The sequence below is a fragment of the Yoonia sp. KMU-150 genome, from assembly GCF_056858355.1.
In genome coordinates this window covers 1258318-1270801 of record NZ_JBXEQF010000001.1, presented here as the reverse complement: position 1 = coordinate 1270801, position 12484 = coordinate 1258318, and the positions used below count along the sequence as shown (strand labels likewise).

The 12484-nt window shown below is 61.9% G+C and carries 15 protein-coding genes; 9 read left to right on the top strand and 6 right to left on the bottom strand.

Going from position 1 to position 12484, the window contains the following annotated elements:
• Positions 1-27: 27 nt before the first annotated feature.
• Genes AC04PH_RS06165 through AC04PH_RS06155 form a run of 3 tightly spaced genes read left to right on the top strand, consistent with a single transcriptional unit; the run spans position 28 to position 1894 of the window.
• On the top strand, positions 28-456 hold the full coding sequence (locus tag AC04PH_RS06165; RefSeq protein WP_483064864.1) for a VOC family protein: 429 nt from the start codon (positions 28-30) through the stop codon (positions 454-456).
• 5 nt (positions 457-461) lie between these two features.
• Complete coding sequence (locus tag AC04PH_RS06160; protein WP_483064863.1) at positions 462-1172, top strand: DUF1194 domain-containing protein; 711 nt, start codon at positions 462-464, stop codon at positions 1170-1172.
• Positions 1169-1894, top strand: a complete 726-nt coding sequence (locus tag AC04PH_RS06155) for a DUF1194 domain-containing protein (RefSeq protein WP_483064862.1) — start codon at positions 1169-1171, stop codon at positions 1892-1894. Before AC04PH_RS06160 ends, AC04PH_RS06155 begins: the two co-directional genes overlap by 4 nt.
• Here AC04PH_RS06155 and AC04PH_RS06150 read toward each other — a convergent pair.
• The 3 genes from AC04PH_RS06150 to AC04PH_RS06140 all read right to left on the bottom strand — a co-directional run bounded on the left by AC04PH_RS06150 (position 1888) and on the right by AC04PH_RS06140 (position 3156).
• Complete coding sequence (locus tag AC04PH_RS06150) at positions 1888-2400, bottom strand: MarR family winged helix-turn-helix transcriptional regulator (protein WP_483064861.1); 513 nt, start codon at positions 2398-2400, stop codon at positions 1888-1890. The genes AC04PH_RS06155 and AC04PH_RS06150 overlap by 7 nt on opposite strands.
• A gap of 97 nt (positions 2401-2497) precedes the next feature.
• Positions 2498-2767 carry an FAD assembly factor SdhE gene (locus AC04PH_RS06145; RefSeq protein WP_483064860.1) on the bottom strand — a complete coding sequence of 90 codons (270 nt, stop codon included), beginning with the start codon at positions 2765-2767 and terminating at the stop codon, positions 2498-2500.
• Positions 2767-3156 carry a helix-turn-helix domain-containing protein gene (locus AC04PH_RS06140; RefSeq protein WP_483064859.1) on the bottom strand — a complete coding sequence of 130 codons (390 nt, stop codon included), beginning with the start codon at positions 3154-3156 and terminating at the stop codon, positions 2767-2769. Before AC04PH_RS06140 ends, AC04PH_RS06145 begins: the two co-directional genes overlap by 1 nt.
• 80 nt (positions 3157-3236) lie before the next feature.
• Between AC04PH_RS06140 and AC04PH_RS06135 the strand changes: the two genes are divergently transcribed.
• Both AC04PH_RS06135 and AC04PH_RS06130 read left to right on the top strand, forming a co-directional pair.
• A complete protein-coding gene (locus AC04PH_RS06135) occupies positions 3237-4439 on the top strand; it encodes a pyridoxal phosphate-dependent aminotransferase (protein ID WP_483064858.1) in 1203 nt (400 codons plus the stop codon).
• 148 nt (positions 4440-4587) lie between these two features.
• Positions 4588-5010, top strand: a complete 423-nt coding sequence (locus tag AC04PH_RS06130) for a hypothetical protein (RefSeq protein WP_483064857.1) — start codon at positions 4588-4590, stop codon at positions 5008-5010.
• Between the two features lie 68 nt (positions 5011-5078).
• On the opposite strand, the gene AC04PH_RS06125 is transcribed toward AC04PH_RS06130, so the two are convergent.
• Complete coding sequence (locus AC04PH_RS06125; protein ID WP_483064856.1) at positions 5079-5672, bottom strand: DedA family protein; 594 nt, start codon at positions 5670-5672, stop codon at positions 5079-5081.
• Positions 5673-5686: 14 nt separating this feature from the next.
• Positions 5687-7069, bottom strand: coding sequence for an MATE family efflux transporter (locus AC04PH_RS06120; RefSeq protein ID WP_483064855.1), 1383 nt, complete (start codon positions 7067-7069; stop codon positions 5687-5689).
• 110 nt (positions 7070-7179) lie between these two features.
• On the opposite strand from AC04PH_RS06120, the gene AC04PH_RS06115 reads away from it, so the two are divergent.
• A complete protein-coding gene (locus AC04PH_RS06115) occupies positions 7180-7827 on the top strand; it encodes a DUF2461 domain-containing protein (protein WP_483064854.1) in 648 nt (215 codons plus the stop codon).
• Positions 7828-7833: 6 nt separating this feature from the next.
• Here AC04PH_RS06115 and AC04PH_RS06110 read toward each other — a convergent pair whose 3' ends face one another.
• On the bottom strand, positions 7834-8772 hold the full coding sequence (locus AC04PH_RS06110) for an isopenicillin N synthase family dioxygenase (RefSeq protein ID WP_483064853.1): 939 nt from the start codon (positions 8770-8772) through the stop codon (positions 7834-7836).
• 137 nt (positions 8773-8909) lie between these two features.
• Between AC04PH_RS06110 and AC04PH_RS06105 the strand changes: the two genes are divergently transcribed.
• The 3 genes from AC04PH_RS06105 to AC04PH_RS06095 all read left to right on the top strand — a co-directional run bounded on the left by AC04PH_RS06105 (position 8910) and on the right by AC04PH_RS06095 (position 12473).
• Entirely contained in the window at positions 8910-9461 is a 552-nt protein-coding gene (locus AC04PH_RS06105; RefSeq protein ID WP_483064852.1) for a GNAT family N-acetyltransferase, read from the top strand.
• A gap of 75 nt (positions 9462-9536) precedes the next feature.
• Entirely contained in the window at positions 9537-11495 is a 1959-nt protein-coding gene (gene parE / locus AC04PH_RS06100) for a DNA topoisomerase IV subunit B (RefSeq protein ID WP_483064851.1), read from the top strand.
• Positions 11496-12473, top strand: coding sequence for a DUF4238 domain-containing protein (locus tag AC04PH_RS06095; protein WP_483064850.1), 978 nt, complete (start codon positions 11496-11498; stop codon positions 12471-12473).
• Positions 12474-12484 lie beyond the last annotated feature (11 nt).

Below are 12484 nucleotides of genomic sequence, written 5' to 3'. Positions count from 1 at the left end.
GCGAAGCAGCATGTGAAAGGACAGGACATGACACTGAAATATCTGCACACGATGGTCCGGGTCAAAGACCTAGAAAAATCAATGGCGTTCTACGAATTGCTGGGCCTGAAAGAGACCAAGCGCTTCGACAACGAGGGTGGCCGGTTCACGCTCGTCTTCATAGCGGCCCCCGGTGACGAGGATTGCCCGATCGAACTGACCTATAACTGGGACGGCGACGACGGGTTGCCGGACGACAGCCGCCATTTCGGGCATCTCGCCTATCGGACCGACGATATCTATGCGCTATGCCAGAAACTGATGGACAACGGCGTGACGATCAACCGGCCGCCCCGCGACGGGCATATGGCCTTTGTCCGTTCGCCCGACAACGTGTCGATCGAACTGCTGCAGAAGGGTGACGATCTGCCGAAGACCGAACCCTGGGCCAGCATGGAAAACACGGGCCACTGGTAACGCGCGTGCGGCTCCTGCCGCTTCTGGCGATGCTTGCGGTGCATCTTGCGGGGGCAGCCGATGCGTGTCGGCTCGCCCTCGCGCTTGGCATGGATGTGTCCAACTCGGTCGATGACGACGAATACGCGCTCCAGCGGGGGGGTCTTGCCCGGGCGTTGCTCGATCCGGATGTACGCGACGCCTTCCTGATCTCGCCGGATCCCGTGCATCTGATGATTTTCGAATGGAGCGGTCAGTACAACCAGCGCGTGGTCGTGGACTGGCAGCCTGTCGCAAATGCTGAAGACCTGTACCGGATCGCCGCACGCGTGGCCGAAACCGAACGCAGTGCGCGGGATTTTCCGACCGCCATGGGCTATGCCCTTGGTTTTGCGGCAACGAAAATGCGCGAGGTGCCGCAGTGCACCTATCGCACCATCGACATGGCGGGCGACGGCAAGAACAATCACGGGTTCGGCCCGGCCGAGGCCTATGCTGCCTTTCCCTTTGACGGCATCGTGGTCAACGGCCTTGTGATCGACGCGGGCAGCTTTGCCGGGGCCGATGGGCTGATTCCCTTCTACCGGGATGAGGTCATTCGCGGGGCCGGTGCGTTTCTGGAGATCGCGAGTTCCTTTACGGATTTCGAGGATGCGATGCGGCGCAAGCTGCTGCGGGAATTGCTGGCGCAGGCCATCGGCAAGGCAGCACCGGCCCCGCGCCCGCATCAGGGATGATGAGGTTGGTCGGTCTTTTGGCGCTGCTTTGCGCCGGGCCGGCACAGGGGGCCTGTCGACATGCGCTTGCCTTGGGACTCGATGTTTCAAGCTCTGTCGACGCGCAGGAATATCGGCTCCAGCATGACGGGCTTGCCGCAGCACTGGAGAGCGATGCGGTGCAACAGGTCCTGTTCGCCAATGGCGGCGCACCGGTCGCGATCGCTGTTTACGAATGGAGCGGGCCACGGGACCAACGCCTGATCCTCGACTGGACCACCCTCGACACGCAGCCCGCGCTGGCGGAGGCGACCGCTGCCTTGCGCGCGGCCCGGCGTGTCGAGGCCGATCCGACGACAGCCATCGGGTCCGCAATGATCTTCGGGTTCGATCTGCTGGCGGACCGTCCCGATTGCTGGCGGCGCACCCTGGACCTTGCGGGCGACGGCGAGACCAATACAGGACCAAGGCCACAGGACATCACACCGGATATGGGTCCGGCGGGCGTGGTCGTGAACGGCCTTGTCATCGCGACCAGCGCCGGAGCTCACGACCGCAGACAGGCCGAGATCAAGGAGTTATCATCCTACTACCACACGCGTGTGATCAGGGGACCGGATGCGTTTGTGGAGGCGGCACTCGGCTATCAGGATTTCGCTGCCGCGATGGAGCGCAAGTTGCTACGCGAACTGACGAGCCTTGCCCTAAGCGACGCCGGTGCGACGACGATCCGGGGTCAGTAGATATAGCGTATCTGCTCTGTCCAATAGCGTTCGACCCGCCGCAAGGCCGTGTTGATATCGTCGATACCGCGCTGGTCCAGCACGCCACCTTCCGTCAGGCCGTTTGCGTGGGTCGCGAAAAGTTTTGCCACGATCAGCCTGATCTGGCGGCCCTTTTCCGTCAGGCGGACGCGCACCGACCGGCGGTCGATCTCGCTGCGCTGGTGGTGCATGTAGCCGTTGTCGACTAGTTTCTTGAGGTTGTAGCTGACGTTGGACCCTTGATAATAGCCGCGGGTTTTCAGCTCCCCGGCGGTGACCTCGTTCGTGCCGACATTGAACAGCAACAGCCCCTGCACCGGCGAAATCTCCTGCACGCCGACCCGCTCGAATTCGTCCTTGATCACGTCGAGCAGCAACCGGTGCAGCCGTTCCACCAGCGTCAGCCCGTCAAGGTAGCTGGCCATGAACGCCGTCGAATGCGGCACGACCGGCACATCCTCGGTCAACGCTTTGTGAATGCTCATCCGTGTCTCCATCCTTTTCTGGAGACGGAAAATGGCGTGCAAGAAAGAATTTTCGGTTAATGGAACACCGGATTTCCGCAAGCGGGCCGAAGGGATGTCAGGCGGGGCGCGTCAGCCCCTGCGCGATGGCGCGAATATCCTGCATCATGGCACCGTAGCGCGGCGGCGTCGGTGCCTGCCCGATGATCCAGCCATAGATATCGTGGTCGTTCTCGGCCAGAAGCGTATCGTAAAGGTCGAGGCCGGAATCATCCAGCGCAGCCAGATGTGCCTCGGCATAGGCTTTCAGGATCAGGTCCATTTCCTTGATACCCCGCCTGATCGACCGCATGTAAAGCCGCTTGATACGAGTCTCGCGCGGCTCCATCACTGCGTCCTGATGGCCTGTCGCAGGCGCTTTTCCAACTGCCCGAGTTTCACGCCGGACCGCGCGATCCCGGCGCGCAGATCGCGCAGTTCCTGCAGCATCTCTGCCATGTCGGGCGCAAGTTCCGTGCTCTCTTCCTCCAGATCGGGGCCACGCCCCACACCCGTCAGCAGCCAGCGCAGGCTGACGCCCAGAAGCCCCGCAAGAATGCTCAGGCGGTTCGCGCGCGGCTCCTTGCGGTCGTTTTCCCAGGCCATCAGAATGTCCGTCTTCACGCCCAGCCTGCGGGACAGTTCCTCCTGCGACAGCCCGGCGGCCTCGCGGGCTGCGGACAGCCTGTCGCCTAGGGTTGCGTTGTCTTCGCTGTACCAGTTCGTCTCGTCGGTCATCTTGATATCCTTGTCGCTTGCGTCAGGGCCAGAGGGCACCCTATGACATGCGAGACAGGTTTTGACCACAGGAGCGCCCGATGACCTTCTTGTCTGCGACACTCGACCGCGTAAAGCCGTCGCCCACGATCGCCGTGACCACAAAGGCGCAGGAGATGAAGGCAGCCGGGCATGACGTGATCGCGCTCGGCGCGGGCGAGCCGGATTTCGACACACCGCAGAACATCAAGGATGCGGCTGTTCAGGCGATTGCCGAGGGCAAGACGAAATACACCGCTGTCGACGGAATACCGGAGCTCAAGCAGGCCGTCTGCGCCAAGTTCAAACGCGACAACGATCTGGATTACTCTCCTGCACAAGTCACCGTCGGCACCGGCGGCAAACAGGTGCTCTACAATGCCTTCATGGCGACGCTGAACCCCGGCGACGAGGTCGTGATCCCCGCCCCCTATTGGGTCAGCTACCCCGATATGGTGCTCCTGGGCGGTGGTGTGCCTGTGTTCGTCGAAGGGGTGATGGAACAGGGCTACAAGATCACCGCAGATCAGCTCGAGGCGGCGATCACGCCGAACACGAAGTGGTTTCTTTTCAACTCGCCCTCCAACCCCACCGGCGCGGGGTATAGCTGGGACGAGTTGAAAGCCCTGACCGACGTTCTGCTGCGTCATCCCCATGTTTGGGTGATGACGGACGATATGTACGAACATCTCGCCTACGGCGATTTCAAGTTCTGTACCCCCGCACAGGTCGAACCGCAGCTGTATGACCGCACGCTGACGGTGAACGGCGTGTCCAAGGCCTATGCCATGACCGGCTGGCGGATCGGTTATGCCGCCGGGCCGGAGGTCCTGATCCGGGCGATGCGCAAGGTGCAGTCGCAGTCCACGTCGAACCCCTGTTCGGTCAGCCAGTGGGCGGCGGTGGAGGCGCTGGAGGGCACACAAGATTTCCTGGCCCCGAACAACGATCTCTTCGTCACCCGCCGCGATCTGGTCGTCGAGATGCTGAACCGCGCCCCCGGCATCACCTGCCCCACGCCCGAAGGGGCGTTCTACGTCTATCCCTCCATCGCGGGCTGCATCGGCAAGACGAGTGCGGGCGGCGCGGCGATCACCGATGACGAGGCTTTCGCCACCGCGTTGCTGGAGGAAACCGGCGTCGCGGTCGTCTTCGGCGCGGCCTTCGGCCTGTCGCCCAACTTCCGCGTGAGCTACGCCACATCGAACGAAGCGCTCCGCGAGGCCTGCACCCGGATCATCACGTTCTGCGAGGGGCTGACCTGAGCCGCCAAAGTGTCATCGAAACTTTGGTCGCAAATCCTCCGCAGAGGATTTGGCGGCGTGCCGATTTCGACGTATTGCAGCCATAAAACCGGTCTGGTCTCGCTGTTAACGGACTGCTACCGTTGCCGCAAAACCGTACAGGGGCATAATGGGCGCTGATCTACCAGACTACTATTTCCGCATCCGCGAGAACGGGGCGGCGGTGTTCCGCGTGGACACCGAGAACCGCCAGCGGCGGATCGAGATGGATCAGGTCGCCGTCGTCAACGTCCGCAACGGCGAGGTCAAGCCGCACGGCGACCGCACCCTGACCGACGAAGACATCGACGCGATCCAGACCTGGCTGAACGAGCGTGTGGCGCTGCTCGCGCGCCGCGACATCGACGACATCCACAGGGCGGTCGACCACCTGAACCTGACGACGCAATGGGTGCAGTCGAAGGCGACGGAAGAGGAACTGGACGAGGTCACCGACACGCTTTTGCTGGCGATGCACGATCTGCGCACGGTGCTGGTGCGAAAGAAGGCCGACAGGCTGCTCAAGGGCGAAGACACAGGCACCGGGACCTAGGGCGGAGTGTCACCCGGCAAAGCGGTCCGGGCGCTAACTTTCGTACCCATGGCGTTACGGCCTGCGCCTCAGCCTTTCCACGTAAAAAGCCGCCAGACGTAAAGCACCACGATCCCCGCCAAAAGCACATTGACGACAGCGTCGACCACGCCGGCCACCGCATCGTAGTTGGCCTGCAGGACATAGCCTGCCGCAAGCAACACGAGCGTCCAAATCAGGGTCCCCGCCCCCGTGAGCGCCAGAAACCGCCAGAGCGGCATTCCTGCAAGCCCCGCGGGGATCGAAATGACCGTGCGCAACCCGGGCACGAGACGCGCCAGAAAGACGGCCCAGCCCGCATGGCGGTCAAACCAGGCAAATCCACGCTCGACCTCGCTGCGTGACAGTGTCAGCCAGCGGCCGTGCCGGTCGACGAGCGCCAGCACCCTGTCCCGCCCCAGCACGACGCCTGCGTGATACCACAACAGCGCCCCGGCGAGCGTTCCGGCCAGCGCCGCCATCGTCACGGCGACCACACCCAGCCGCCCGTCCGCGACCAGATATCCGGCCAGCGGCAGGATGAGTTCCGACGGGATCGGCGGAAACACGTTCTCGACCAGCATCAGCAGCGCGATGCCCCACGCACCCCAGGCCGCAATCGTTTCGGTGATGAAATCGAACATCGCTTCGCCGTAAATTACACGTGTCGTCCGATATAGACCGACCGCCACCAGAACCGCCAGAACAGCAGCACCGCCGCAATCAACAGGCCGACGACAAGACCCAGCCACAAGCCGCTGCCGCCCATCCCCAGCGGAAACGCCAGCAGATAGGCCACGGGCATCCCGATCACCCAATAGCTGACCGTCGCCATGATCATCGGAACCGTCGTATCGAGCACTCCGCGCAGCAGCCCCAGCGCCATCACCTGCAACGCATCGACCACCTGAAACAGGCCGGCAAGAAACAGCAGGACGACACCGACACGGATCAGATTTGCGCGTTCCGGTTCATCCGGGTCGATGAAAAGCCCGATCAGGAATTCGGGGAATGTCCAGAAAGCCGCCATTGTCAGAAGCGCAAAGATGGCCGACATCACGATTGCGACCGCGCCGCCCCGGCGCAGCGCCACCTCGTCCCGCCGCCCCAATGCACGGCCCGCGCGCACGGTGGCGGCCTGCGACAGGGCCAGATGCACCATGAACGTCAGGCTTGCCAGCTGGATCGCGATGCCGTGGGCGGCCAGCTCGATCTTGCCGATCCAGCCCATCATGACCGCCGTGGCCGAAAACAGCCCGCCCTCGGCCAGCGACGTCAGCCCGATAGGCCACCCCAGCATGAACACCCGGCGCAGGTATTCGCCATCGGGTTTCCGGAAATTCTGCAACAGTCGGAATTGCGGCAGAACCCGCAGCGCATAGGCCATCAGGATCGCCACCGTCAGCATATTGCCCAGCAACGATGCGATGGCCGCCCCGCGAATGCCCAGTTCCGGCATCCCCAAGTTACCGAAAATCAGCGCGTAGTTCAGCAGCGCGTTCAGAAGCGCCACACCGATGGTCGCCAGCAGGATCGCCGCAGTCTTTTCGAGCGCCACGAGAAAGGACTTCATCGTCATGACGATCAGCGCGGGGATCATCTGCCAGGCCGCGATCAGCAGGTAATCGTGGGCGGCCGCCGCGACCTCCGGCTCTTGCCCGATCCACAGCAGGATATCCTCGGACCACATGAACGGAATGGTGAAAACGGCACCGTAGATGATCGACAGCCACAGCCCCATGCGCGTGACACGGCGCACCTGCTGGTCGTCGCCATCTTCCGCCGCGGCCGCGACCATCGGCGTCACGGCCGTCGCAAAGCCGGACCCGACGATGAAGGTCACGAAAAACAGCGTCGTGGCGATGGTGGCCGCCGCAAGTGCGGTCACGTCGTACCACCCCAGCATAATAGTGTCGGTCATGTGGATCGCGAATTGCGCCAGATTGCTCAGCACAAGGGGCAAACCCAGTTTCACGATGGCACGGCCATGCGTTGCATAGCCCTGCACGGGCGGCTGCGGTATGGCGGGTGTCGTTGTCATTGGCCCGGTCTAGGCCCGTTAAGAAGCCGGGTCCAGCGCGATTTGCCAAGCTGCCTGTGCGGTGACAAGATGCGGAAATCGACAGTCGCGCAGACGCGAAAGGCCCGTCCATGACGCATTATCAGACGCTGATCGCGGATGCCCGCCGGTTCTACACCGCGCTGTCTGCCGAAAACACCCGCGACTGGTGGCAGGTGAACCGGGGCACCTACGACACCCGGCTCAAGCCGGGCGCACTGTCGCTGTTGGATGAAGTTGCGCCCGCACTGTCCGATCTGGCCGGCGCGCCGGTGACCGGCAAGCTGTTCCGCCCGCACCGCGACGTGCGGTTCTCCAAGGACAAGACGCCCTATAACACGCACCTGCACATGATGTGGGCCATCGAAGGCGACGCGCCGCAGATGCCGGTTTTCTTTTTCGGGATCGGGCTGGATTACGTCACCGCCGGGGTCGGCATGATGAGGTTCGACAAGCCGGTTCTGGAAAACTGGCGCAAGTTCGTCGATCTGGACACGGCGCGTATTCAGGGCATCGTACAAAACGTTGAGGCGGCGGACTTTTCGCTGGGTGAACCCGCGTTGAAACGGGTGCCCGCCGGCTATGACAAGGACCACCCGGCAGGCGACCTCTTGCGGATGAAAGGCGTGGTCGCGCGGAAAGAACTGACCGAGGCCACGACCCTGCCCGACGATCTTGTCGCGGCCTTCCGGGACGGTTGGCCGATCAACGCCCTGCTGATCCAGATCGCCGAGGCGTAAGGCGGCTCAGGTGCCGGTGGCGCGGAATTTCTCCATCAGATACGGGCCGGATCTGACCGGCGCATAGGTATCCGATCCGTCGAGCGGTGCGATCACCGCATCCCAATCGGGCTGGTGAAAGAACGCGAGGCTTTGCCGCGCGGGCTGGTCCGGTTTCGCCACCACGCGGTGCAGCGTGCTGACCCAGCGGTCGGCGGTCCAGCGCGCCATCAGGTCGCCGATGTTGATGACGAACGCACCCTCGGGCGTCGGAACGTCGATCCAGGCGTCGCCCCGCGCGATCTGCAAGCCGCTGGACCCGGGCTGCGGCAACAGGATCGTGAGCGACCCATAGTCGGTATGCGCGCCCGCCCGTTGCTGCCCTGCCGCCGCCGCACCTGCGGTTGCGGGATAGTGCAGCGCCCTCAGGGCCGAAATCGGATGCCCGATGAACGGCGCGAAGTGATCTTCGGGCAAATCCAACGCCGCGGCGAAGGCCACCATGATCCGCGCCGCCAGATCCTCCATCGCCGCGTAATAGGCGCGCCAGGCGTCCTGAAACCCCGGCAGATCAGGCCAGGGAGTCGGCACGTAGCAAAACGCCAGCGCGTCGGGGTCGGTGACGTGCCCGGGCACGCTGCCGGGGCCACCGTTGAAGCTCTCTTTCAGATCGGGCGGCGTCTCGACACCTTTCGAACGGGCGAGCGCCTCTGTCTCCGGTCCGAGATAGCCGTAGGGGTAGCCCTTGCGCGGCGGGGCCGAGGCCTGCTTGCGGTCGGCCGGTTGCGCAAAGAACGCGCCAACATGCGCCCATTGATCCGAGATGACGCGCGACGGCACCCCGTGACCGGTCAGCACCAGAAAGCCGGTTTCGCGGCAGATGCGGTCGACCTTGGCCGCTTCGGCCCGGCGGGCGGCGCCGGTGGCCGCCTCGAACGTGACAAGATCGAACCGGGGAAATGACATCGGGGCTTACTTCCACAAGGGGAGGGATGGTCGGGGCGCCGCGTTTCACGGCTGCCTTCACCTTAGATTTGCCATAAATACCAAGTAAACCCTTATCCGACTTTCGGGTCGCCACGTGCCATTGATCGAGTGCAACCATGTTTCCACCGGGTTTCAATCCGCAACCCACCCTGCTGGGTGACGCGGTCCAGCTGCGCCCCCTGCGCGTCGAGGACTACGACGCGCTGACCGTCGCCGCTGCCGATCCGGAGACATGGGCCGGACATCCGGCAAAGGAGCGTTACCGCGAGGAAGTCTTTCAGCCCTATTTCCGGTTTCTGCTGAACGCCGGCGGCACCCTGACGATCCGCGACACGAAGACACTCGCCGCTATCGGATGCTCGCGCTACTACGCCGCGCCCGACAACCCGTCAGGGGTGTCGATCGGGTTCACGTTTCTGCATCACGCCTTCTGGGGCGGGACAGTGAATTTTGCGGTCAAGCGTCTGATGCTGGACCATGCCTTCAAATCGTCCGACACGGTCTGGTTCCACATCGACCCGACCAACATCCGCTCGCAAAAGGCCACGCAGAAGCTGGGGGCGGTGCTGTCCTACCGCGCCGATCTTGCGCTGACCAATGCCACCGCCGACTGGCTGGTGTTCAAGCTCACGAAATCCGACTGGGCGGTGCGGCGCATGCGGGCGTAGTTGTCCACAGCAACGCCATTGCCCCGCCTGCCCCCGCCACATATTGTGCTGCCAAACAAAAGATGAGCAGCACCTATGGCCGACGACCTCCTGTCCGGGACAGAAACCACCGACTACAATGCCGACAGCATCGAGGTGCTGGAGGGGCTGGAACCTGTCCGCAAGCGCCCCGGCATGTATATCGGCGGCACCGACGAACGCGCCCTGCACCATCTGGTGGCCGAAGTGCTGGACAACTCGATGGACGAGGCCGTCGCGGGCCACGCCAACCGGATCGAGGTGGAACTGCACGCCGACTATGCCATTACGATCCGCGACAACGGGCGCGGCATCCCCATCGACCCGCACCCGAAATTCCCCGACAAATCAGCACTTGAGGTGATCCTGTGCACCCTGCACGCGGGCGGCAAGTTTTCCGGCAAGGCCTACCAGACATCCGGCGGTCTGCACGGGGTCGGCGCATCCGTCGTCAATGCCCTGTCCGACAGCATGGTGGTGCAGGTCGCGCGCAACAAGGAGCTGTTCGAGCAACGCTTTTCCCGCGGCATTCCGCTGGGGCCGGTGGAAAAGGTGGGCGCGGCCCCGAACCGGCGCGGCACGACCGTCACCTTCCATGCCGACGACCAGATTTTCGGCTCTCACCGGTTCAAGCCCGCGCGGCTGTTCAAGTCCATCCGGTCCAAGGCGTATCTCTTCTCAGGCGTCGAAATCCGCTGGAAATCCGAAATCGATGATGGCGAGACGCCGACAGAGGCCACGTTCCACTTCCCCGGCGGTCTGGCCGACTACCTGAACGAAACGCTGGGCACAGCGACGACATATGCCGACAGACCCTTTGCCGGCACCGTGGACTTCAAGGAGAAGTTCGGTGCCCCCGGAAAGGTCGAATGGGCGATCAACTGGACGCCGGTGCGCGACGGCTTCATCCAGTCCTACTGCAACACCGTGCCCACGCCAGAGGGCGGCACCCATGTCGCGGGTTTCTGGGCCGCGATCCTGAAGGGCGTGAAGGCTTATGGCGAGTTGGCGGGCAACAAGAAGGCCGCGCAGATCACCCGCGAGGACATCCTGTCGGGCGGCTGCGCGCTGGTGTCCTGCTTCATCGCCGAACCCGCTTTCGTGGGCCAGACCAAGGACCGGTTGTCGACCGAAGCGGCGGCGAAGATGACCGAAGGAGCCGTGCGCGACCACTTCGACAACTGGCTGGCGGCGGATACGAAATCCGCCGGTGCGATCCTCGATTTTCTGGTGCTGCGGACCGAGGAACGCCAGCGTCGCCGTCAGGAAAAGGAAACCGCCCGCAAATCCGCGACGAAGAAGCTGCGCCTGCCCGGCAAGCTGACCGATTGCACCAGCAAGGATCGCGCGGGCACTGAACTCTTCATCGTGGAGGGCGACTCCGCCGGTGGCTCCGGCAAGGGCGCGCGCAACCGGGTCAATCAGGCGCTGCTGCCGCTCAAGGGCAAGATCCTGAACGTGCTGGGTGCTGCATCCGGCAAGCTGAACACCAACGCCGAGATCAACGACCTCTGCGAGGCGCTGGGCGTCGGCATGGGCACGAAATTCAACCTCGACGATCTGCGCTACGACAAGATCATCATCATGACCGACGCCGACGTGGACGGCGCGCATATCGCGTCGCTGCTGATGACGTTCTTCTTTACCCAGATGCGCCCGATGATCGACGCGGGTCACCTCTATCTCGCCTGCCCGCCGCTCTACCGCCTGACGCAGGGCGCGCGGCGGGTCTATGTGGCGGACGACGCAGAAAAAGAGGCCGTGCTGGCAAAGGGCCTCGGCGGCAAGGGCAAGATCGACGTGCAACGCTTCAAGGGCCTGGGCGAGATGGACGCCAAGGACCTGAAGGAAACCACGATGGACCCCGCGACCCGCAAGCTGATCCGCGTGACCATCGGCGACGAGGTGCCGGGCGAAACCGGCGATCTTGTGGAGCGCCTGATGGGCAAGAAACCGGAGCTGCGGTTTCAATACATCCAGGAGAACGCGCGGTTTGTGGAGGAGTTGGATGTTTGAATGACTGAAGAGAAAAAGAAACGTCACCACTATGTGCCAGTAGCCTATTTGTCTTGTTTTTCAGGGCAAGATGACAAACTTTGGATTTACAGAAAAACTGACGGAAAAATACTTCACCAGCTACCTAAGAACACCGGATTTCGTCGATACTATTATTCTCAACCCCTTCCGGAGGGAGGGCAAGATAACAACGCGTTAGAAAATCTCTTTAGCAGCATTGAAAACAGATGGCCTTCAGTCGTCGAAGGACTTCGAAATGATATAGATCGCAATTCAGTTCTTGAACCGCTAATCAAGTTCATGGCTATGCAATTTGCCAGAGTTCCGGCAACTCGAGATTACGTCGAGGCCACTTTGGCGAAAATGGTATGGGTGCATGGCGAACAGATGCGCTTAGACGGAAGGCTTCCTGATCCACCGACGGGTTATCCAGACATTTGGAAGAACGTCCAAGTGTCAATAGATCCCCATAAATCAATTCATGCAATGGCGGAGATTACCAAAGGGTTTGGCCAACTTGTTGACGTTCTTGGCTTTATAGTTCTGAGAAATAAGACAGAAATTCCTTTCATCACTAGCGATAATCCGGTCATTTGGTTCAATCCGACAAAGAAGTTCGAAGATATTGAGCCGTATAAGATACAACTGAATGGACCAATCCATTTTATTTTTCCAGTATCACCGGATTTATTGATTATTGGCAGCCCAGACGCCAAAAGAGACTTTGCACACTTTGGCTTCTTGGATGGCAGACCTTTGACGGAACAAATTGTGTTTCAAATAAATGAGACTATTGCTCGCTTCGCTTACGAAGCATTCTTTTCACCAATTCAAGGCTGGGACAGCATGCTCACGGAATACAGAGATCACTCTCCTGTTTTCGCAAGTAGTGGACTGCCCCTCTCTGATGGACTGATGATCAACGCACATCGAAAATTTGGAAAAATTAAGCCAAAGCCGCGCTGGAACAAAAGATAAATGGAAATCGC

Coding starts and splice junctions, on each gene's coding strand:
- AC04PH_RS06165 (WP_483064864.1), top strand. CDS start 28: ATGACACTGAAATATCTGCACACGATGGTCCGGGTCAAAGACCTAGAA.
- AC04PH_RS06155 (WP_483064862.1), top strand. CDS start 1,169: ATGATGAGGTTGGTCGGTCTTTTGGCGCTGCTTTGCGCCGGGCCGGCA.
- AC04PH_RS06150 (WP_483064861.1), bottom strand. CDS start 2,400: ATGAGCATTCACAAAGCGTTGACCGAGGATGTGCCGGTCGTGCCGCAT.
- AC04PH_RS06145 (WP_483064860.1), bottom strand. CDS start 2,767: ATGGAGCCGCGCGAGACTCGTATCAAGCGGCTTTACATGCGGTCGATC.
- AC04PH_RS06140 (WP_483064859.1), bottom strand. CDS start 3,156: ATGACCGACGAGACGAACTGGTACAGCGAAGACAACGCAACCCTAGGC.
- AC04PH_RS06135 (WP_483064858.1), top strand. CDS start 3,237: ATGACCTTCTTGTCTGCGACACTCGACCGCGTAAAGCCGTCGCCCACG.
- AC04PH_RS06130 (WP_483064857.1), top strand. CDS start 4,588: ATGGGCGCTGATCTACCAGACTACTATTTCCGCATCCGCGAGAACGGG.
- AC04PH_RS06125 (WP_483064856.1), bottom strand. CDS start 5,672: ATGTTCGATTTCATCACCGAAACGATTGCGGCCTGGGGTGCGTGGGGC.
- AC04PH_RS06120 (WP_483064855.1), bottom strand. CDS start 7,069: ATGACAACGACACCCGCCATACCGCAGCCGCCCGTGCAGGGCTATGCA.
- AC04PH_RS06115 (WP_483064854.1), top strand. CDS start 7,180: ATGACGCATTATCAGACGCTGATCGCGGATGCCCGCCGGTTCTACACC.
- AC04PH_RS06110 (WP_483064853.1), bottom strand. CDS start 8,772: ATGTCATTTCCCCGGTTCGATCTTGTCACGTTCGAGGCGGCCACCGGC.
- AC04PH_RS06105 (WP_483064852.1), top strand. CDS start 8,910: ATGTTTCCACCGGGTTTCAATCCGCAACCCACCCTGCTGGGTGACGCG.
- parE (WP_483064851.1), top strand. CDS start 9,537: ATGGCCGACGACCTCCTGTCCGGGACAGAAACCACCGACTACAATGCC.
- AC04PH_RS06095 (WP_483064850.1), top strand. CDS start 11,496: ATGACTGAAGAGAAAAAGAAACGTCACCACTATGTGCCAGTAGCCTAT.